This window comes from Neisseria perflava (genome assembly GCF_002863305.2).
GTDB classification, from domain to species: Bacteria; Pseudomonadota; Gammaproteobacteria; order Burkholderiales; family Neisseriaceae; genus Neisseria; species Neisseria perflava_A.
Genome location: NZ_CP136962.1, coordinates 1308263 through 1330185 on the forward strand (window position 1 = coordinate 1308263; position 21923 = coordinate 1330185).

Annotated in this window: 18 protein-coding genes; 6 read left to right on the top strand and 12 right to left on the bottom strand. The window is 49.9% G+C overall.

Translation table 11 applies throughout. The features are described from left to right. Positions 1-43: 43 nt before the first annotated feature. From der to hisS, 3 genes are all read right to left on the bottom strand, one after another. The gene (der, locus tag CYJ98_RS06100; protein WP_101755355.1) at positions 44-1501 is read right to left on the bottom strand and encodes a ribosome biogenesis GTPase Der; all 1458 of its coding nucleotides are present in this window, start codon (positions 1499-1501) and stop codon (positions 44-46) included. A 142-nt stretch (positions 1502-1643) separates the two neighbouring features. Next, positions 1644-2273, bottom strand: a complete 630-nt coding sequence (locus CYJ98_RS06105; protein WP_101755354.1) for a YfgM family protein — start codon at positions 2271-2273, stop codon at positions 1644-1646. Then, complete coding sequence (gene hisS / locus CYJ98_RS06110) at positions 2274-3569, bottom strand: histidine--tRNA ligase (protein ID WP_101755353.1); 1296 nt, start codon at positions 3567-3569, stop codon at positions 2274-2276. 257 nt (positions 3570-3826) lie between these two features. On the opposite strand from hisS, the gene CYJ98_RS06115 reads away from it, so the two are divergent. Continuing rightward, positions 3827-4333, top strand: coding sequence for a hypothetical protein (locus tag CYJ98_RS06115; RefSeq protein WP_240315430.1), 507 nt, complete (start codon positions 3827-3829; stop codon positions 4331-4333). A 55-nt stretch (positions 4334-4388) separates the two neighbouring features. Here CYJ98_RS06115 and CYJ98_RS06120 read toward each other — a convergent pair whose 3' ends face one another. After that, a complete protein-coding gene (locus CYJ98_RS06120) occupies positions 4389-4691 on the bottom strand; it encodes a hypothetical protein (RefSeq protein ID WP_101755351.1) in 303 nt (100 codons plus the stop codon). A 209-nt stretch (positions 4692-4900) separates the two neighbouring features. On the opposite strand from CYJ98_RS06120, the gene CYJ98_RS06125 reads away from it, so the two are divergent. Next, complete coding sequence (locus CYJ98_RS06125; RefSeq protein ID WP_101755350.1) at positions 4901-5824, top strand: RluA family pseudouridine synthase; 924 nt, start codon at positions 4901-4903, stop codon at positions 5822-5824. Between the two features lie 69 nt (positions 5825-5893). On the opposite strand, the gene adhP is transcribed toward CYJ98_RS06125, so the two are convergent. Continuing rightward, a complete protein-coding gene (gene adhP, locus CYJ98_RS06130; protein WP_083315957.1) occupies positions 5894-6937 on the bottom strand; it encodes an alcohol dehydrogenase AdhP in 1044 nt (347 codons plus the stop codon). A 339-nt stretch (positions 6938-7276) separates the two neighbouring features. Here adhP and CYJ98_RS06135 point away from each other — a divergent pair, with 339 nt between their 5' ends. After that, positions 7277-8755, top strand: coding sequence for an aldehyde dehydrogenase family protein (locus CYJ98_RS06135; protein ID WP_070584307.1), 1479 nt, complete (start codon positions 7277-7279; stop codon positions 8753-8755). Positions 8756-8849: 94 nt separating this feature from the next. Here CYJ98_RS06135 and CYJ98_RS06140 read toward each other — a convergent pair whose 3' ends face one another. The 4 genes from CYJ98_RS06140 to yjgA form a co-directional block, all read right to left on the bottom strand. Continuing rightward, positions 8850-9785 carry a DMT family transporter gene (locus tag CYJ98_RS06140; protein ID WP_101755349.1) on the bottom strand — a complete coding sequence of 312 codons (936 nt, stop codon included), beginning with the start codon at positions 9783-9785 and terminating at the stop codon, positions 8850-8852. 18 nt (positions 9786-9803) lie between these two features. Then, entirely contained in the window at positions 9804-11504 is a 1701-nt protein-coding gene (recJ, locus tag CYJ98_RS06145; RefSeq protein WP_101755348.1) for a single-stranded-DNA-specific exonuclease RecJ, read from the bottom strand. Between the two features lie 108 nt (positions 11505-11612). After that, the gene (locus CYJ98_RS06150) at positions 11613-12323 is read right to left on the bottom strand and encodes a hypothetical protein (protein ID WP_101755347.1); all 711 of its coding nucleotides are present in this window, start codon (positions 12321-12323) and stop codon (positions 11613-11615) included. Between the two features lie 71 nt (positions 12324-12394). Continuing rightward, positions 12395-12928, bottom strand: a complete 534-nt coding sequence (gene yjgA / locus CYJ98_RS06155) for a ribosome biogenesis factor YjgA (protein ID WP_004519422.1) — start codon at positions 12926-12928, stop codon at positions 12395-12397. Positions 12929-13052: 124 nt separating this feature from the next. Here yjgA and pmbA point away from each other — a divergent pair, with 124 nt between their 5' ends. From pmbA to CYJ98_RS06170, 3 genes are all read left to right on the top strand, one after another. Then, positions 13053-14384 carry a metalloprotease PmbA gene (gene pmbA / locus CYJ98_RS06160; RefSeq protein WP_101755346.1) on the top strand — a complete coding sequence of 444 codons (1332 nt, stop codon included), beginning with the start codon at positions 13053-13055 and terminating at the stop codon, positions 14382-14384. Positions 14385-14471: 87 nt separating this feature from the next. Next, complete coding sequence (locus tag CYJ98_RS06165; protein WP_101755345.1) at positions 14472-15641, top strand: glycosyltransferase; 1170 nt, start codon at positions 14472-14474, stop codon at positions 15639-15641. A gap of 153 nt (positions 15642-15794) precedes the next feature. Next, a complete protein-coding gene (locus CYJ98_RS06170; RefSeq protein WP_049322709.1) occupies positions 15795-16304 on the top strand; it encodes a cold-shock protein in 510 nt (169 codons plus the stop codon). Between the two features lie 68 nt (positions 16305-16372). Here the strand turns inward: CYJ98_RS06170 and CYJ98_RS06175 are convergent, their stop codons facing one another. From CYJ98_RS06175 to smc, 3 genes are all read right to left on the bottom strand, one after another. Then, positions 16373-16927 (bottom strand): hypothetical protein, encoded by a 555-nt coding sequence (locus tag CYJ98_RS06175; RefSeq protein ID WP_101755344.1) that lies wholly within the window; start codon positions 16925-16927, stop codon positions 16373-16375. A gap of 312 nt (positions 16928-17239) precedes the next feature. Then, a complete protein-coding gene (locus tag CYJ98_RS06180) occupies positions 17240-17833 on the bottom strand; it encodes a PoNe immunity protein domain-containing protein (RefSeq protein WP_234395590.1) in 594 nt (197 codons plus the stop codon). Between the two features lie 478 nt (positions 17834-18311). Further along, the gene (smc, locus tag CYJ98_RS06185) at positions 18312-21794 is read right to left on the bottom strand and encodes a chromosome segregation protein SMC (RefSeq protein ID WP_101755342.1); all 3483 of its coding nucleotides are present in this window, start codon (positions 21792-21794) and stop codon (positions 18312-18314) included. Between the last annotated feature and the right edge of the window lie 129 nt (positions 21795-21923).

Genomic DNA, 21923 nt, shown 5'->3' on the forward strand with positions numbered 1-21923 from the left:
ATTATAAAAAGGCCGTCTGAAATGGTTCAGACGGCCTTTGTGCTTATTTGCTGAATTGTTTTTTCACGCTGACTTTGGTTTTCTTCTTGAAGCGGTTTTTCTCTTCCTTACGGCCTTCGCGTTTCTCAATACGGTTGCTCAAGCTGACACGGCGCAGCGGTTTTTTCTTCGGTTTGTCTTCCGCATTTTCATACGGGTTTTCCGAAACATTGTATTGAATTCTGAGCGGCGTACCTTGCAGATTGAAGGCTTTGCGGAAGGTTTGGGTCAAATAGCGTGTGTAGCTGTCTGAAATCGCGTGCAACGAATTACCGTGTACCACAATCACCGGCGGATTCATGCCGCCTTGGTGGGCATAACGCATTTTCGGACGCACCAAACCAGCACGCGGCGGCTGTTGACGCTCAATCGCGCTTTGCAATACACGCGTGATTTTCGGTGTCGGCATCTTAATCATCGCCGCATTGTAGGCAGCCTGAATGCTTTCAAACAGGCCGTCTATACCGCGCTCTTTCAATGCAGAAATAAAGTGGAACTTAGCAAAATCAAGGAAATACAGTTTGCGGTTGATATCGCGTTTCACTTGCTCGCGGCGCTCTTCGCTGATGCCGTCCCATTTATTGACCGCCACCACCAAAGCACGGCCTGCTTCCAAAGCAAAACCTGCAATCGTCGCATCTTGATCGGCGATATCTTGTTGCGCATCCAATACCAAAACTGCAACGTTTGCCGCTTCAACCGCCTGCATGGCTTTGATAACGGAGAACTTTTCCACCGCTTCATCCACTTTGCCGCGACGGCGCACACCTGCGGTATCAATGATGGTAAACGGCTTGCCTTCACGTTCAAAATCGATATGGATACTGTCGCGCGTCGTGCCTGCCATATCGAAAGCAATCACGCGTTCTTCGCCGAGGATGGCGTTTACCAAGGTCGATTTACCGACATTTGGACGGCCGATTACAGCAAAAACAGGATGTTTCGCTTCTTCCTCTTCCTTTTCAGGCTCAGGGAAGGTTTCCAAAATATCTTCAATCAGATAATACACACCATCGCCATGCGCACCTGAAATAACATAAGGGTCGCCCAAGGCAAGTTCGTAGAATTCGGCTGCAAGCACGGCCCTATTGCCGCCCTCGCCTTTATTCACGGCCAAATAAACGGGGCGCGAACTTTGGCGCAAACGGTCGGCAATGATTTTGTCTTGCGGCGTCAAACCAGTGCGGCCGTCCACCAAAAATACAACCGCATCGGCTTCATCGACAGCCTGCAAAGTTTGTTTTGCCATTTCGTGCAAAATGCCGCTGTCCACAACCGGCTCAAAACCGCCGGTATCGATGACCAAATAAGGTTTGCTGCCGACTTTGCCATGACCGTAATGGCGGTCACGCGTCAGACCGGGCAAGTCATGCACGAGCGCATCTTTGGTACGCGTCAAACGGTTGAATAAAGTAGATTTGCCGACATTGGGGCGGCCGACAAGCGCGATGGTTGGTTTCATGATGGAGTCTTTCTGTGTCAAGTGCCGCCTAAAAATCGGGAGCGGAACACAAGCAGGTGTTTTAAAAACACGGTTGATAAGGATAAGTGTAGGCCGTCTGAAAAGTCATTGCAACTTCAGACGGCCTTGATTTCAAACAAACTTATTTCAAGCTGTCGATTTTCATTTGCAGCAATTCGCGGCCTACTGCGGTTTGCGGCATTTTGCTCAAAGCAGCTTCGTAACTTTGTACGGCTTCTTTGGTTTTATTTTGGGCAACGTAAACATCGCCTTTGGTTTCCAGCATCAAAGGCTCGAAATCAGCCTCAACCTGAGTATTCAGGGCATTGATGGCGGCATCGTATTTTTTCTGCTGCAACAGGGTAACGCCCAAACGCTGCGCTGCCAAAGCTTGAACCAGCGGTGCATTTTGGTTTTTCAGCACCCAATTCAAATGACCTTCCGCTACATCATAACGGCCGGCATCGAACTCAGTCGCCGCCACCATCAACGTAGCTTGGGCTGTCGAAATAGAATCAGGATAGTTTTTTTGCAATTCGGCCAAATCGGCGTTGATGGCTTTAGGGTCGGTTTTTTGCTGCGCCTTTTCCACCATTTGCGCCAATACGGCGGCGGCTTCCTGATCTTTTGAAGCTTTTTGGCCTTGGTAAATGGTGTAACCCAAATACCCCAAAGCCGCCACGATCAGCAAGGCAAAGATCCAACGGCCGGTTTTTTTCCAAAAATATTTAAAGTTGTCTAACTCTTGTTGTTCTTCCAAATGGGCTGCCATTTATGCGTTCTTCCATTGTTGTAAAGTGTCTGTCAAATCAGCGGTGGCAACGGTTTGTTGTTCGTGTTTGCCCTGCATATCTTTCAGGGTAACCGTACCGTTTGCCAGCTCATCCTGAGCCACAATCAGGGCAAAGCGTGCGCCACTGTTGTCTGCTTTTTTCATTTGCGCCTTCAGGCTCTGATAGCCGGAATGCTGCATTACATTGAAACCTTGTGCGCGCAAGGCTTGCGCGTATTTCATCACCTGCAAGTCCGCACCTTCGCCTTGGTGCATTGCATAGACATCAGGCGCGGCGTTCACCTCCAACGAGCCGTATTCGCTCACCAAAAGCAGCAGGCGCTCAATACCCATCGCAAAGCCGATAGACGGCGCAGGCTTACCGCCAAGCTCTTCAATCAAACCATCGTAACGGCCGCCACCGCACACAGTCGCCTGCGCGCCGAGTTTGTCGGTCGTCCACTCAAAAACCGTCTGATTGTAGTAATCCAAACCGCGTACCAAGCGCGGATTTTCAATATATTGAATACCCAAACCGTCCAACATTGCCTTGAAGCGTACATAGTGGTTTTGCGAAGCCTCGCCCAAGTAATCCACCAAACGTGGCGCCGCATTGCAGATTTCCTGCAAATCAGGGTTTTTCGTATCCAAAACGCGCAAAGGATTGGTTTTCAGACGGCGTTTGCTGTCTTCGTCCAATTTATCTTCATAACGGGTCAGATATTCAACCAATGCCGCACGGTGTGCCGCGCGTTCCTCACGGTTGCCCAAGCTGTTGATTTCCAAAGTCAGGTATTCGCGAATACCCAATTTTTCCCACAAATCGGCAGACATCGCGATGATTTCCGCATCAATATCCGGCCCCTCAAACCCCAAAGCTTCGATACCGACCTGGTGGAACTGACGATAACGGCCTTTTTGCGGACGCTCGCGGCGGAACATCGGCCCCATATACCACAGCTTTTGCGGGCTGTTGTACAGAAGGTTGTGTTCGACCACCGCACGCAAACAAGAAGCCGTACCTTCAGGACGCAAGCTCAAACTCAAAGAATCGTTTGAATCGGAGAAGGTGTACATTTCCTTGCCAACCACATCGGTTTCCTCGCCGATAGAGCGGACAAACAAACCGGTTTGCTCGACAATCGGTGTACGGATTTGCTGATAGCCGTAAGCGCGTGTCCAACGGCCGACTGTATCTTCAAACGCCTGCCAAAACGCAGCCGTCAGTTTAAAATCTTTTTGTTCGACAGGTAAAAGGTCGTTCATACCTTTTACAGATTGAATTTTTTGTGCCATTTCAATATGGGATAAGCGAAAATCAAATAGTTGGGCATTATAGCTGATTTTTAAGGGTTTGTGAGGTTGGGAACAAATCAAAAGGCCGTCTGAAAATTGGTTTTCGCATTCAGACGGCCTGTAAAGCAGATTGCAGAATCACATTCAATGATTTCAATTCCTCCCCTGCTTTTCAACTTAAATTTCTTAGAAACATATTCAATATAAATTCAATGCCGTTATACTTGGATTCTTTTCATCCCATCCCTATGCACATCATGAAAACACTGCACTCTCTTTTTGTTATCGGCTTGTTAACCACCAGCTTATTCTCCCAAGCGACGGCTGCAAATAACGCCACAAACAATCAAACGAAAATAGATTTAGTCAAAAAGGTTTATCTGTCTAAAGTGGATTTAGGCTCTGAACACAATCGTGTTACTACGCCTGAACTACAAAAAATCATCCGACAATTCAATAAATTCGACACAAATATCCGTAAGCAACCCGATATGGAGATGGGATGTGACATGCCGATACATTACTACTTGGGCTTTGGTCAGGATCATCCTGATAACTTCCATAAAACCTTGCAAGTCAAAGTCACTTCTCCCCATACCGTCCGGGCAACATTTAAACAATTTGACAGCCATAGGGTCGGTGCAGATTTCATGTTGAAATGTACGGAAAACCGTTGTTTGATAGATGATTTTAAGATGATTGGCGATCAAACTAGCATTAAAACCGATTACAAACTCGTTTTGCGCAAACAAAAATGTGAGTGAGCCGACAAAACAAAAGGGCTGCCCAAACAAATGGAGCAGCCCTTTAATTTTGAAATCAAGGTCGTGAAGGATGCGGATTTAAGCGTACAGGTGGCAAATTAGGTTTTCCGTATTGGGAAACGGCTTGTCTGCCTGAAGCAGCTTTTCCTGACTGCATGAGGCCACTATCGTTGCGTATTGGATGTGCTACATACTCATCTTGATTTAATTGTGAAACTTCTTCATTTCCTTCATGCTCTACCACAAGCTCATACTCATTATCGTATGCCTTATTCTTACCGAGCCGAACTTCCCCTCCCGCCATAGCGGATACGGAAAACGCGGATAACATGATGATTATGCCGATTTTTCTCTGCATAATATTCTCCTTTTCTCAAATATTGCTTCTTTATCATTTATTTAATTTATGCCACAAAAGCAAGTTCCAAAGAAACCAGTTTCTTTAGTCGTTTGAAGAATCTATTTAAGCACAAAACCTGCATCAATACATATCCGTTATTAGAAGTTTATTTTCCATATAAACAAGGCCGTCTGAAAAAATCCTAAAAACCGAGTACAATCCGCCGCATGAAAAAACGTACCAATCCTCTCCCCCTTTTAGACGGTGTCAAACCCAGCTACTTGGTTTTGCCGCATGAAAAGCAGTTTTACGGCTTGCCGCTGCTGCATTTTCTATGCGCTCATTTTCCCTTTGTCGGCGAAGAAAACTGGCGGCGGCGGCTGAACAGCGGTTTTGTAGTAGGCGCGGATGGTGTGCCGTTTGATGAGAATACCTTGTTCGAACCCGGCAAAACGATGTTTTATTACCGTGAAACCAGCCGTGAGAGCGAGCCGCGTATTCCGTTTAAAGAAAAGATTTTGCATATTGACGAGCATTTGCTTGTGGTGGACAAACCGCATTTTCTGCCCGTCATCCCCAGCGGCAGGTTTTTGCGGGAAACCTTGCTCACACGCCTGCGTTTGCAGCCTGAATTGCAGCATTTGAATGTTGAAGACATTACACCGATTCATCGCTTGGACAAAGATACGGCAGGCGTTATGCTGCTTTCGCTCAACCCTGCCACGCGTCGCGATTATCAGACCATGTTCCAAGAAAAAACTGTACAAAAAACTTATGAAGCGGTAGCGCCGACGCGGACGGATTTGGACTATCCGCTGCATATTTCATCCCGAATGGAACGAGGCGAAAAATTCTTCCTCACGCGGGAAACGGAAGGCGAACCAAACGCCCACACGACCATCGAACTTATCGAAAACCGCGGCGCATTCAGCCTCTACCGCCTCACGCCGCATACCGGAAAGAAACACCAGCTCCGCGTGCATATGATGAGTTTGAACATGCCGTTGATGAACGATGCGCTTTACCCTACCCCATTGGCAGCCGGTGATGAAGACTATGAAAAGCCTTTAAAACTTCTGGCCAAAAGAATAGAGTTTACCGATCCTGTCAGCGGAGAAATCCGCGCATTTGAAAGCGGCTTTACGCTGTAAGTTATCCAGTCCAATAAAAAAGGCCGTCTGAAAAGTTTCAGACGGCCTTTTTGTCACGGAATCATTTGATTAGTGATGAATGCAGCTGCACTCTTTATTCATATCAATCACCATACGGCCGGTAATTTTACCTTCGCGCATTTCTTGGAAGATGGCAGGCGCTTCATCCAAAGCACGCAATTCGACTTTAGGCACAACCAAACCTTCTGCGCCGAATTGGAATGCTTCTTCCAAATCTTTGCGGGTACCGACCAAAGAGCCGACCACTTCGATGCCGTCCAATACCAAACGTGGGATAGACAAGTCCATAGACTCAGGCGGCAAGCCAACTGCAACGACACGGCCGCCTGCGCGGACGCAGTTAACGCCTGAATTGAAGGCTGCTGCAGATACGGCTGTTACAACGGCTGCGTGTGCGCCGCCGGTTTTCTCTTGGATGACTTGAGCCGCATCTTCTTTGGCGGCATTGATGACCAAATCTGCGCCGCTTTCTTTAGCAAATGCCAGTTTTTCATCGTTGATGTCGATGGCGACGACGTGTGCGCCAAATACTTTTTTCGCGTATTGAACCGCCAAGTTGCCCAAACCGCCTGCGCCGTAAATCGCAATCCATTGGCCCGGACGGACGCCGGAAACTTTAATCGCTTTATAAGTGGTCACACCGGCACAAGTGATACTGGAAGCTTGCGCAGGATCCAAGCCTTCAGGAACTTTGACCGCGTAATCGGCACTCACGATACAGTGGGTCGCCATGCCGCCGTCGGCAGTATAGCCAGCGTTCAATACAGAGCGGCACAAGGTTTCGCGGCCGGTATTGCAGTATTCGCAAGAACCGCAGCTTTGGAACAGCCATGCGATGCTGACACGGTCGCCGACTTTCAGATTTTTCACACCGTCGGCAACTTCTTTAACCAAACCGATGCCTTCGTGTCCCAATACGCGACCCGGTTTGTCGCCGTAATCGCCTGCCGCAACGTGCAAGTCGGTGTGGCACACGCCGCAATACTCGACTTCCACCAACGCCTCGCCGTATTCCAGCGGACGCAGTTCGCGTTCAACAACTTCTACATCACCTGCTACATCTTTATTTACTACCACAGCATGCATTTTCATAAGAGAGTCTCCTAGGGTGTTGAAAAACTGTTTAGCTATAAATGAGAATACTCCCCATATCCGAAGCCGTCAACCCATAATCTTTTTAAAAACAAATAGTTATAATGTTATACCATAACAAATTCTACTTAAGCCGTATAATCTTTAAATATATTAACAAATATACTTTCATTTCAATCAATCCTTTATTTTTCAGACGGCCTGCTACATAAAACAACATTGCAAATGTAAATTTTAAGAATATTCTCATTTTTAGTACTTGAACTTAAAAAGAAAAAAGCATAAGCTACTTTTCATGGTGTTGAAACACCTATTCCCATTCATTAAGGAGACAGCATTATGGCAAAAGATTTAAATGTGTTTGATAAAGAATATGGCCTTTTGATCAACGGCGAATGGACAAAAGGTAGCGAAGGCAAACTTTTATCCTCTTACAACCCTGCCAATGGCGATGAATTGGCCAAGTTTACAGACGCAACCGATGCCGATGTCGATGCTGCCGTAGCCGCTGCGCAAGAAGCGTTCAAAACATGGCGCAAAACCACGACTGCCGAACGCGCGGCCATTTTGAACAAAATCGCCGATGTGATTGACGAAAATGCCGAATTGTTCGCCCTGCAAGAAACCTTGGACAACGGCAAACCGATCCGCGAAACCCGCGCCGCCGACGTGCCTTTGGCTTCCGACCATTTCCGCTATTTCGCCAGCGTGATCCGCGGAGAAGAAGGCACTGCGACCCAACTTGATGCCGAAGACCTGTCCATCGTTTTGCGCGAACCGATCGGCGTTGTCGGCCAAATCATTCCTTGGAACTTCCCATTCTTAATGGCCGCATGGAAAATCGCTCCGGCATTGGCCGCAGGTTGTACCATCGTCATCCACCCTTCTTCCAGCACTTCATTGAGCCTGTTGTCCCTCGCTCAAAAAATCAACCACCTGCTGCCTAAAGGTGTGTTGAACGTGATTACCGGCCGCGGTTCTAAATCCGGCGAATACATGCTGCACCACAAAGGCTTCAACAAACTGGCCTTTACTGGTTCAACCGAAGTCGGCCGCCGCGTCGGTATTGCCGCCGCCGAATTGCTGATTCCGTCCACTTTGGAATTGGGCGGCAAATCTGCCAACATCTTCTTCGACGATATGCCTTTCGACAAAGCCCTCGAAGGCGCGCAAAAAGGTATTTTGTTCAACCAAGGTCAAGTGTGCTGCGCCGGTTCGCGCATTTTTGTACAAGAAGGCATTTACGACAAATTCGTCAATGCTTTGGCTGAAGAATTCAAAAAAATCAAAGTCGGCCTGCCTTGGGAAGACGACACCCAAATGGGTTCGCAAGTCAATGCTGGTCAACTCGAGACCATTTTGAAATACGTCAAAATCGGCGAACAAGAAGGCTGCCGCATCATTACCGGCGGTAAAAAAATCGAAGGCGAATTGGGCAAAGGCGAATTTGTCGAGCCTACTTTGATTGAGGCCAGCAACGAAGCCCGTGTTTCCCAAGAAGAAATCTTCGGCCCGGTTGCCACCGTGATTAAATTCAAAACCGAAGAAGAAGTCATCAAAATGGCTAACGACAGCGAATACGGCTTGGGCGGCGCAGTGTGGAGTACCGACATCAACCGCTGCCTGCGCGTTTCCAACGCATTGGAAACCGGCCGCGTTTGGGTAAACTGCTACAACCGCCTGCCTGCCGGCGCGCCGTTTGGCGGCTACAAAACTTCAGGTATTGGTCGCGAGACCCACAAAATGATGCTCGCCGCCTACACCCAAGTGAAAAACATCTACATCAGCACTCGTGAAGAACGCGAAGGCTTCTATTGATTCGGCGATTCACATTAATCTGATTTAGAAAATAAAAGGCCGTCTGAAACCTGTTTCAGACGGCCTTGCTTTATTCTGTTTTGCAATAAATGTTTTATATCTTTCTCAAAAAAAGCCCCATCACTTTCTCTCCGGCCACAGCCAGCAAGGCTCCGGCCACAACCACCATAGCACCCACATAGCTGACGATATTCATATCCGAAGCGGCAAAATAATCGGGGGCGAGATGATGGCCGATGGTGGAAAATATCATGGTGAATACAGGAATCAGCGTGGTTACGATACTGACTTTTGAAGCGTCCCAATGATTGAGCGCTTCGCCGAATGAACCGTAGCCGATCAGCGTGTTCAAACAGCAATAGATAAAGCAGCCCCATAAAAACGGATTGCCGATATGGGCGATTTGAGACGGTTCGGCAAACGGCAGGAAAACAAAGCTGCTGCAAAAATAAATCATGAGCAGAATTTGTTGCGAATTGAAATGTTTGGACAAAAGTTTTTGCGCCACACCGTAGCACACCCAAATCATGCTGCCCGAAGCCGCCATCATCACGCCAACCGCGTAGCTGCCCAAGCTGAAAAGTTCGCCAAATTTATCGTTGAAAAACATGACCAAACCCGTCAGCAAAAGCATCAAGCCGATTTTCTGCCAGTGCGTAAAGGCTTCTTTAAACACGCCAACGCCGACCAAAATCATGGTAAAGGGTGAGAGTTGCCACAACACCTGCGTGGTTGTCGGCGAAATATAGTGCAAACCCATGGCAACGAGAACGAAGTTGGCAGAAATGCCGATAATGCCCAACACCAATAAAAATAAGGTTTGCTTGGAAAATTCAGGCGGCCTCGGCAGCTTGCCGGTCAGCCCCAACAACGCAAACAACACCAGAGAAGCCACTAAAAAGCGTATCCACACCAGCGTGGGCGCATCGATGGCTTTTAAGGCCTGTTGGGCGATTACCGGCAGCGAGCCCCAAGTCATGGTGGCAAGCAGCGCTAATGAAAAGCCGAGCCAAGGTTTTTGTTTCTTCATTTTTCAGACGGCCTTTGTTTACGCGGCTTCCCAGTAGTCGATATAAAGCTGCAATTCGAGATTATTCCGCCATTCGTTGGCAACGGGACGGTACACTGTGCGGATGTATTCGGGAATGTCTTCACTGCAACGCCAAAACATGGCTTCAAATTCGTAGCCGTCTTTTTGCAGCCAGACTTTTTTATGTTTGCCCTCCGCGCCCAAAGGCTGCTGGCGGACAACATGAAATTCATCGGTAAAACTCGGCGGAGCGAAGCCCTGACCCCAAACGTGTCGGGCAAGGTTCTGCGCCTGTTCCAGCGTAATATCGCGGGCAGGCAGGCTGCCGTCGGTAATATAGGTTTGCGACAAGTCGTCTTCGCACACCATCTCGCGCACGGCTTCTTCAAAGGCCGTCTGAAACGCGGGAATATTGTGTTCGAGTATGCTCAAACCCGCCGCCATTGCGTGTCCGCCGAATTTCAAAATCAAATCGGGATGGCGTTTGGACACCAAGTCCAAAGCATCACGCAAGTGCAGATTGGGAATGGAGCGTCCCGAACCGCGTACTTCGCCGTTGTCGGCAGGCGCAAACACGATGGTCGGACGATAAAAACGGTCTTTGAGGCGGCTGGCAACGATGCCGACCACGCCTTGATGGAAATCGTCGCGATACGCCACCAAAGTCGTCTGCCCTGAAGGCAGGGTGTCAGGAAAATCATTCAGCGCATCTTGCAGCATAGACTGCTCGATTTCGCGGCGCTCGATATTGAGGTTGTTTAACTGAGCCGCCAGTTCCTGCGCTTCGGCATCATCTTGCGCCAACAGGCAGGCAATGCCGACCGACATATCGTCCAGCCGTCCGGCCGCATTAATGCGCGGTCCCAACGCAAAGCCCATATCAAACGGCTGAGCCTTGCGCCAATCCCGTCGCGCCACTTCAAACAAGGCGCGGATACCGGGGCGCATTTTGCCCAAACGCATCCGTTTCAAACCTTGAGACACGAGGATACGGTTGTTGTGGTCTAGAGTGACGACATCGGCGACGGTACCGAGTGCGACCAAATCCAAAAGATCGCCCAGATTCGGCTCTTTCAGGCCGTCTGAAAAATAATTGCGACGGCGCAGTTCGGCGCGCAAAGCCATCAATACATAAAAAATCACGCCCACGCCCGCCAAGCTTTTGCTTTGGAAACCGCAGCCTTTTTGGTTCGGATTGACGATGATGCAGTCGGGTACGGTCTCGGCAGGCAGATGGTGGTCGGTAACAATCACATCCAAACCCAATTCCTGCGCACGCGCCACGCCTGCAATGCTGGCGATACCGTTATCCACCGTCACCAATAAATCCACGCCTTGCGCGGCGGCGATTTCAGCCAGCTCGGGCGTTAAGCCGTAGCCGTGTTCAAAGCGGTTGGGCACAAAAAAATCCACTTTCGCCCCCATCGCCGCCAAACCGCTCATACCGACGGAACATGCTGTCGCACCGTCGGCATCGTAATCAGCGACAATCAAGATTTTTTCCTGACGCTCAATCGCATCCGCCAGACGGCCGGCGGCGGCTTCGCAGTTTGTCAGCGTTTGATACGGCAACAGCGCAGCAAGCTTGTCGTCCAACTCGGCCGGACTTTGCACATCACGCGCAGCACATAGCCGTGCAATCAAAGGATCGGTACCGGCAGTGAGCAAGTCGTTGAAAACAGTCGGATTAATGGAGCGTGTTTGGATTTTGACGGACATGGTATGTGGGATTAAATAGAGAGAAAATTAATATATTTTTGAAGCGTTTATTTTAAGGTGGGGAAGGCCGTCTGAAACCTGCAATCCGTTTTCAGACGGCCTTGGATATTATTTGCGTGAAGCATCGATAATTTCACTGACTACGACATAGGGGACTGCTATTACTGCGCCGACTGCGTCCAAAGCCAATGTAAATGGCGTTTGCAGGATATTCTCCGTCAACTTCTGAACGTCTGTGCTTTTTTTGGTTTCCGTATAATAAATTCTGACCGGGACGGCAGTGTCAAAACGGCGGTCTTCGGCAACATTTTTCGGCGTCGCATAATAATGACCTTCGGTAGAAATACACCGCGTGTAGACAGTTTTGTCATCGATCTCAACCGGCTTAAACGCCAGCTGTTTCAACTTGGCAATCTCGGCAGCTTTTTGAGTATCGTAACGCAGGCAGAATTTTGAACGGAAAGTTTGCGCTTCAGGGGATTTCAATTCGACCGGCAAAGCCTCATACGCATATCTTGGGTTTTGCTGAACCATTTGAAACTGTTTGTCCAATTTAACATCCAAGACCGCCTTCAACTTGGCCGAATCTTTAGGATTAACGACAAACCAATATTTTTTGCCCATCATGACCAGGCTGCCTGTTTCCAGTTGCGTATTGTCTTTGGCAACCACGCCAAATGCTTGAATCTTGTCTTTGGCAACGGTTTTTTCGGTTGTGGTTTTATGGAACGGGTTGTTCCCTCCCCAAAGAAAGGCAGTACAACCATTCAGGGTTAATACACTGATTAACAAAGCGGGTACAAAGCGGCGAAATTTCATGGTCATCCTCCTTCGGTATTACGATACAGGCCGTCTGAAAACCGCAATCCGTTTTCAGACGGCCTTAAGGTTTATTCCTCCCAATCCTGCCCTTCTTCTGAAGCATCGGATTGACCGGCCTCCATCACTGCTTTAATTTCTTGGAAGAGGGCGCGGAAGTTTTTCGGCGGTTTGTTTTGTTCCTGCTCTTTTTTGGTGTTGCGGATTAAAGTGCGCAATTTACCGGCGTCGGCCTGCGGAAAATCGGCCATAAATTGGGTAATCGCGCCATCGTCTGCCAACAGTCGGGTACGCGCCTGCTCGACGCGTTGCAAAAAGGCATTGTGTGCTGCATTGTCGCCGCGCAGTTTGGCCAAATAGGCTTCGATGGGCGCGGGGTCGGTATCGCGCATCAGACGGCCGATAAATTGGGCTTGGCGTTTGAGCGCACTGTTGGACGTGATTTTTTTATAGGTGGCGATGGCCTCGAACAGCTCTTCGTCCAAGCCGATTTTTTTCAGCGTATCGCTGGAGAGCTTGGTCAATTCCATACCCAAAGCCTGCAAATCGTTCATCTGCTTTTTCATTTGGGTTTTGCTGACCCATTCGTCTTCTTGTTCAAACATTGTGTTTACCTGATTTTCTGAATCTGCCTATTTTATCAGTTTTCAGACGGCCTTTCCGTGCGATTTTTGCAGTGGCCGTCTGAAACGGTTAAAATGCCGCAAAACCCTGTCAGGAAACCTTTTTATGCTGTTTAACCACACACCGGACGAACTGTTGCGCTTGTGCGGACACACGCTGGATTTGGCCAAACAATCCGGCGCCACCTCGGCCGAAGCCGATTTCAGCGAGTCGCTCGGCCAAAGCGTCAGCGTGCGCCTGGGCGAAATCGAACAAATCGAGTTCCAACAAGACAAATCTTTAGACATTACGGTCTATGTCGGTCAACGCAAAGGCCGCGCCAGCACTGCCGACTTCTCCGAACGCGCCCTGCAAGATACGGTCAAAGCCGCCATCGATATTGCACGCTATACCGCCGAAGACGATTGCGCCGGCCTTGCCGATGCTGCCTTGATGGCAACCCATATCGGCGACCTCGACCGCTACCACGAATGGGATTTGAGTACCGAATCCGCCATTGATTTGGCCAAGCAATGCGAACAGGCCGCGCTGTCAACGGACAAACGCATTGAAAATTCGGAAGGCGCATCGGTTCATACCGGCCATTACCAATACGTCTACGGCAACACCCACGGCTTTGCCGCACACCAGCAAAGTACGCACCACAGCATTTCTTGCAGCGTGGTCGCCAGCGACGAGCATGGCATGCAGCGCGACTATTGGTACGATTCTTCCTGCCGTCACGAAGACATGGATGCACCCGAACTCATCGGTAAAACTGCAGCCGAACGGACTTTACGCCGTCTGAACAGCCGCAGCGTTCCGACCGGCAGCTATCCCGTACTGTTCGACACCACTGTCGCCGTCGGCTTAATCGGCCACCTTATCGGCGCACTCAGCGGCGGCGCGCTCTACCGTCAAAGCAGCTTCCTGATTGACAGTATCGGCAAACAGGTGCTGCCCGAGTTTCTCAGCCTTCGTGAAGAACCGCATATCCTGCGCTCGTTTCGCAGCACTTATTTCGATGCCGAAGGCGTGGCCACGCAGCCGCGTTTTGTGGTGAAAGACGGTATCGTCGAAGGCTATTTCCTCAGCAGTTACAGCGCGAAAAAACTCGGTATGCAGACAACAGGCAACGCCGGCGGCGCACACAATCTGTATCTGAACTACACCCATGCCACGCAGGCCGACCTGTTGAACGAAATGGGAACAGGTTTGCTGGTTACCGAATTGATGGGACAAGGCGTCAACACCATTACCGGCGACTACTCGCGCGGCGCGGCCGGATTTTGGGTGGAAAACGGCGTCATTGCCTATCCGGTTCAGGAAATCACCATTGCCGGACGTTTGCAGGATATGTACCGCGACATCATCGGCGTGGCAGACGACGCATTACGCCGTTCGTCCAACCAAATCGGCTCCGTCTTGGTTTCCAAAATGACGGTTGCCGGCAACTGATTGAACTAAATATACAAAAGGCCGTCTGAAAGATATCTTTTCTTTTCAGACGGCCTCGCCGTTATCTACTTTCATAAAAAACACATCATGCATATTGTCGTCATCCCCTCTTGGTACCCCTCTTCCGAAACCGACGTGGACGGAATCTTTTTCCGCCTCCAAGCCCAAGCCCTGCAACGCGAAGGCATGAAAATCGGCCTGGTCGTACCCATGTTCCGCTACTTGAGAAGCCAGCCGAAAACCATCTTCTCGCGCTTCTACGGCCTGCGCCGCCATCAGCAAGGCGGACTCAACACTTACACCTACGACAGCATGTATTTCTTCCCGCGCTGCCCGGTTGTCGACATCGACCGCATCCGCTGGGTCAATGCTGGCATGAAAGCTTTTGAAGCCTATATCGCCGACAACGGCAAACCCGACGTAATTCACGCCCATTGCGTCAACTACGCCGCCATTTTGGCCTGCGCCATCTTCAAAAAATACGGCATTCCCTATGTGATTACCGAACACAGCAGCGCCATTTCACGCGGCCTTGTCCGCAAAAACCAATGGCCGTCCATGCACGAAGCCGTGCGCCACAGCGCGGCCCGGTTCGCCGTCAGCCGTGATTTCTGCCGCATTCTCGAAAAAACCTACGCCGGTACAGACTGGCAATACCTGCCCAATATGCTGGGCGGAAATTTTGAACAGGATTTCGAGTTCCCCGAAAAAAACCATCAAGACTTCACCTTCTGCAGCGTCTCCCACCTGCGCCACCTCAAAGGCCACGACCTGCTCCTGCCTGCTTTTGCCGAAGCACTCAAAACCTATCCGCAACTCAAACTCAAAATCGGCGGCGGCGGCGCAGAAGAAGGCCGTCTGAAACAACTGGCAAGCGACTTGGGCATCAACCACGCCGTTACCTTTACCGGCGCATTGACCACCGACCAAACCCTAGACCTCATGCGCCACAGCAACGCATTCGTCCTCGCCAGCCGTACCGAAACCTTCGGCGTCGTCTATATCGAAGCACTGTCGCAAGGTTTGCCCGTTATCGCCACACGCTGCGGCGGCCCCGAATCCATCGTTACTTCCGACAACGGCCTGCTGGTGCCAATCGAAAACATACCGGAACTGACCAAAGCATTGCTCACCCTCTACGAAAACCATGCACACTACGATCCCATCCGCTTGCGCCAAGATTGCCTGCAACAATTCGGCAGCCGAGCCATTGCGCAACACCTGATCGACACCTTCCAAAAAGTGCTTAATAAATAGGCATAAACCATGCAGGCCGTCTGAAATCCTTCAGACGGCCCGCCTTCTTCCAACAAGACAAATCTAGTGTAAAATTAAGACAATAACCAAACTTTTTGATTTAAAATCAGTCCAAAGAAAACTGTTACCTATAATAATATCCCCACATACATTATGCGCTATTACGGAACGATTACTCGCTGGAACAGCAAGCGCGGCTTCGGCGCCGCTACCATAGAAGACACAGGCCAAGAAATCTTTCTTGCCCTTGCCGCCTTCACCACCCTTACCCGCCTACCGGCCGAAGGGCAACACATCTCCTTCAACATCACAGAAGGCCGGCGCGGCCGCAAAGAAGCTGAAAACGTCTGCTTCGCCCTCGATTGCGCCGACTGCTTCGATGTCCTCGTCCCTCCCCCCGAAAAACCCCTCGCCGGCAAACAAGCCATCGTCGGCCTGATTGCCGTGATCTTCGTCTGCAGCATTTTCGCCGCCTTGTGGTACGGCCTCCACTTTTCCGACAACACACCCAAAGAGCCGGCCGTCAAAAAACAAGAAACCATGGTTCACGAAGTAGCCGCCAAAATCGAAGCCGAACGCAAAGCATGGCGCGATGCAGTCAACGGCAGCAACCAACGCTCGGGACAGCCTCAACGCGCCAAAGATAATACGTCGAAACAATAAAGCTCCATCCGACATAAAAAGGTCAAGACATTTGTAATATTGGCATTTTTCCACACGCTTACTACAATTTATTTAAACCACAAATCCATGAACCAAGTAATCAATAAATACCACCAACTTTTTTGTTTTTTAGGTTTGATGCCATTGTCAGATGAAACAGTCCGGTCTACGCATTTATCAAGACGGTAATTAAAATCTTGTACTTCCATTTGCCCATCTATTTTTTTAAAACAATATGCTCCTGATAAACCAGTAAAATTACTCTTTATATAGGCGCTATACCCTTCATACTCAACCAACTCTTGAGGTATAAGTTTAAATTCATATCTAACATTCTCCCTTAAATCAATACCGGGAAAGTTTTGTGTATTCATTGGTATACATTTATCTTTTACCGGATAATTTTTATCAAAGGCACTTTTATACTCAAAAGGATTATCGCTATCATAAGAGTATATATAAATTACATATCCGCCTATTAAATCTTCTCTGTCTATATAGATACATGGTTCATTATTTCTTGAGGTAATATTCACATCCCCATCAGGAAATGGAGCTGGCGACATCCCATATATCTCAACATTCAAGAATAAAACAATAAAACAAAAAATCTTGCGAATCATAGTGGATGCTCCATGAAATAATACTTCTCAAACGATGACAAATAATATCAGTTTACTTCTCTATATAAAATCTTTTTATCATTATTTCGCATAATGAATTAGCTTTGTTAATAACAATTTTTAATGGCGATGCCCTGTTAACCAGAATTACAGCTTTATAAGAAATTTTGTTTCATCCGGTTAATCTATATAAATTCCCCTTTTACCAACATAAACAAATCAACCATATCTAATTTTAATTATTTAAGAAAAAGGTCGTCTGAAACCGTATTGGGTTTTCAGACGACCTTTTAATATTTAAACTTTTCCAAACTAATCAACTTTACCTTTGGCTTCGCCTCCTCGCTTGCGCTTCTGTTCCCTCGCCCAATCAACCATATCTTTGGGGTAATAAGGGGATTGGCGCAATTCGGTATCGTCCAAATCATCAAGATAAGCAATGGCGGCGGCTTCGAATGCCCAGTAGCCGCAATAACCATTCTGCTCAGGATCGAGGTGGGATTGGTACTCAAGGTCGCTCATGCCGATCATTTCGCGATACCAGTCTTTGAGGTAGGCACTAAGAGATTCCAGTTGTTTTTCTTTGGTTTCACCGCGTATGGCATCCGAAATCAAAATAGCATGATCGCCCATTTGGACATAACCCGTATCGGGACGGTCTTTGAAACGGTAGTAGAAGAAATCCTCAATGGTTGAATCAGGCTCAAGCCCATCTTCTGCATTGGCAAGGATGACTTCAAGCAGGCGAGGAAGCAAGTCTTCACGTTGGAGAAGGTAGCAGACGGAAATCAGACCGAGAACCTTCATGTAGTTGTCGGAATTATCCCACTCAAACGGACCGGAGTAATAACTATGCTTGGCTAATTCTTTTTTATGCTCTTTCCAAAACTGTGTCGATGTTTCCAAAATATGAATAATATCATCTAGAATAGATGGTAGATTTGAAATAGGTTCGCCTGCAGTGTAATTTAAACGCAAAAATCGCCAATTATCATTAACTTTTAGGTAAATTAAATATTTTAAATCTGTCTGTTCCTCTTGCCACTTATCTATCCAAAATTGTAGGTTTGATGCACGCATCTCTATTTCGTATTTCCACTTCTCCTCCGTCAAAAAATGCTGCCTGCGCTTTTCATTAAAACAAACTTGCTCGATTTCGTTCATGTTTACTCCCGTAAAATTTGGTCGGTTTAGTACTATCTTATTCGGTTGCTCGGTTTCTATCTGAATCTTTATATTCAACTACATTTAAAGACCCAAACATTAGCAACTTGGTATCTGAATCCAACACCCTATTTCGATTGACGGAAAGGTCGTCTGAAACCTAATTTCGTTTTTCAGACGACCTTTCCGTATCAAGCGCAATAAAAATTCCATCCCCCTATCACGGCTCAGCCATTTCCAACGCCTGTTTAATGTCTACGGCTACAACGCGCGATACGCCTTTTTCCTGCATGGTTACGCCGACGAGCTGCTCTGCCATTTCCATGGTCAGGCGGTTGTGGGAGATGTAGAGGAACTGAGTTTGCGCCGACATTTCTTTGACCAGGTTGCAGAAACGCGAGGTGTTGGCGTCGTCCAGCGGGGCGTCGACTTCATCCAGAAGGCAGAAGGGGGCGGGGTTGAGGCTGAACAGGGCGAACACGAGGCTCATGGCGGTGAGGGCTTTTTCGCCGCCGGAGAGGAGGTGGATGGTGCTGTTTTTCTTGCCGGGCGGGCGCGCCATGATGGACACGCCGGCGGTCAGGAGGTCGTCGCCTATCATTTTGAGGGTGGCTTCGCCGCCGCCGAAGAGGGTCGGGAAGAAGGTTTGGACTTTGCCGTTGACGGCATCGAAGGTTTCTTTGAAACGCTCTTTGGTTTTGTCGTCGATTTGGGCGATGGCTTCTTCCAAAAGGGTGATGGCGGCCTGCACGTCTTCGCTTTGGCTGCGGTAGTAGCCGTCGCGTTCGCGCGCTTCTTCGAGTTCTTGCAGAGCAGCGAGGTTGACGGCGCCGAGGGCTTCGATTTGCTGGGTGAGGCTGCCGATGCTGCTGTTCAATACTTTTGGCGATTCTTTCGCCAACGCTTCGAGCGCGTCCAAATCGGCGGCGCGTTCGGTCAGGTTTTGATGGTAGCGTTTGGCGTTAATCAGGGCTTCCTGCTGCTGCAACAGGGCGGTTTGGGTGGCGGCCTGAAGCTGCGGCAGCTTGGTTTGCAGGGTTTGTACGCGGACGTATTGCTCCCTGCCCTGTTCCTGAATCTGCGCGAGTTTCTCCTGTACGACGATATATTCTTCATCCAAGGTCTGTACGGCTTCGCTTAATTCTTCAAGCTTGATGTGCTGCTCGTCGTTTTGGAACTCGGTTTCATAGGCTAAGGCAAGCTCTTGTTGGCGTTCCTGCCAGTCTAGGGTTTGCTGTTCGAGTCGGGCGATTTGCTGTTGGTAGTTTTGTTTTTGCTGGTTGAGTTTGTGAACAGCGACTTCGGCCAGCCCGTATTGGCGATTGGCTTCCAACAGGGCAAGCTGCGCTTGTTTCAGACGGCCTTGCTGCTCTTGGCGGCTGTGCGCGGTGGTTTGCTGCTGGTGTTCGAGTTCGGCGGCGGCTTCCTGCAAAGTAGCGATGTCGTCTGAAAGCCCGTCGGACGTGTGTTGCAACACGGTCTGCTCTTCCGCCAACTGCGCCAGTTCGCGCTCGATGTGTTCGCGGCGGATTTGCCCTTGGTTGGTGCGCGCCAGAAGTTCGGCGGCGCGTTGCTGTGCTTGACTGTATTGGCGGGTGTGCTGCTGTTGCTGCTGCATCAGGTTTTTGTGCTGCGTTTCAGACGAGCGCACGGCAGCTTCCGCCTGTTTGAACGCGGCTTCGGCAGCGGAAAGTTCGGGGGCGAGGTTTTCCAGTTCGGACGCGATGCCGTTGAGGCGCGCTTTTTGGGCAATCAGGCTTTCCTGCGCAGGTTTGGCATAGAGCAGGACGCTGACTTTATCAACCTGATGGCCTTCGGGCGTGAGCCAGATTTGATGCGCGCCCAAATCGCTTTGATGCGCGAGGGCGTAAGTCAAATCGGGCGCGCACAATACGCCGTCGAGCCAGTAGTGCAATGCCGTCTGAAACGGCGGCTGCGCTTGGATTTGGTTCAGCAATGCCTGTACGGGCAGGGATTTTTTGATACCACCCGAGAGGTCGTCTGAAAGCCATGCAGCCTGCCTCTGCGGCAACGGCGCGGGCGGCACGAAGCCGTGCGGCACGGCGCGGGCGTGCAGGCGTTCAGCAAGGATGACGGACAAGGCGTGCTGCCACTCGGCGGGCGCGGTGATGTGTTGCCACAGTTGTGGCGCAGCGGCGTGGTCGGTTGCCTGCCAGAAGTCGGCGGCTTCCTGCTGTTGCGACAGGATTTGCGACAACGCCTGCTGCTGCGCCTGCAAGGTGATGTGTTGCTGCTTCAGGCTTTGGAAGCGGTTTAAGGCCGTCTGAAACGCTTCACGTGCAGCGTGTAAGGCTTCTTCGGCGGCAATGATTTGTTCTTCGTAATGTTCTTGCTGGCTTTGCAACAAGGCGGCGGCTTCCTGCGCTGCAGCGGTTTCGGCTTCATCGGGCAGGTTCAGGGCTTGGTTTTCCTGCTTCAGACGGCCTTTGCGCTCTTCATGCTTGGCAATCGTTTGTTCGGCATGGGCAAGCTGCTGCTGCTTCAACGCCAGTTCACGGCGGATACGGTTTGCCTCGTCCTGCTGGGTCTGGAAGGCAGCATTGAGCGTAGCTTGTGCTTCTTCCAATTCGGGCAGACGCTCTTCGTGTTCGGCAACCTGCATCGCCCACTCCGCCAGCTCGGTTTGTTTTTCTTCAACCTGCAACTCGTTTTCTTCCAGCTTGACGCGGATTTGCTGCTGCTCTTGATGGATGCGTTGCAACTGCGCCTGCGCCGCCTGCTTGTCGCGTTCGATGCGTTGGTGCAGGTTTTGTTGGTGGCGGATTTGTTCTTCCAAACGGGCAATCTGCTCGCGTAACACGCCGCGTTTGTTGCTCAATTCGTGTACCGCCTGTTGCTGCGACTGTTCGGCGGTCTGCAAGGTGTGTACTTCGTCGTTTAACGCCTGAATCTGCGCGGCGGTTTCATCCTGCTGTGTCTGCAAAGATTGATGCTGCGCGGTCGCCTTATCAGCAGCGGCAAGCGATTGCTGCCATTGCGCGTAATCGAGCAAATCCTGTTGTTGGTTCAACTGCGCAGTCAGGGATTTGTAGCGTTCGGCGGTTTCCGCCTGTTTCTCCAGCTTTTCCACCTGACGCGCCAACTCGTTCTGCAAATCGCCCAAACGCTGCAAATGCTCGCGCGTGTCTTTCAGACGGCCTTCCGTCTCCTTGCGGCGTTCCTTATATTTGGACACGCCCGCCGCCTCTTCTATATAGGCGCGCAACTCCTCCGGCCGCGCTTCGATGATGCGCGAAATCATCCCCTGCTCGATAACAGCATAACCACGCGCACCCACGCCCGTACCTAAAAACAAATCGGTAATGTCTCGGCGGCGCACAATCTGATTGTTGATGAAATAAGTCGATTCGCCCTGCCGCGTCAACTGCCGCTTAATGCTCACTTCAGCATACTGCCCCCACGCCCCCTGCAAACTGTGGTCGCTGTTGTCAAACACTAGCTCCACCGAAGCCCTCGGGGCAGGACGGCGCGTCGCCGCACCATTAAAAATCACGTCCTGCATACTCTCGCCGCGAAGCTGCTTCGCCGAAGCCTCGCCCAACACCCAGCGCACCGCGTCAATCACATTCGACTTGCCGCAGCCGTTCGGCCCGATAACCGCAACAAGCTGCCCCGGCACATGAATCGTGGTCGGGTCGGTAAAAGATTTGAAGCCGGAGAGTTTGATGTGGGTCAGGCGCATGGCAATGTTTCGAATCGGAAAAGAAGGCGTATTTTAACGGAAATACGCTTATCCGTTGAGAGAAAATCTGACAATTCAAATTGAATAAAAAGGCCGTCTGAAGTTTCAGACGGCCTTTTTATTTTTAAT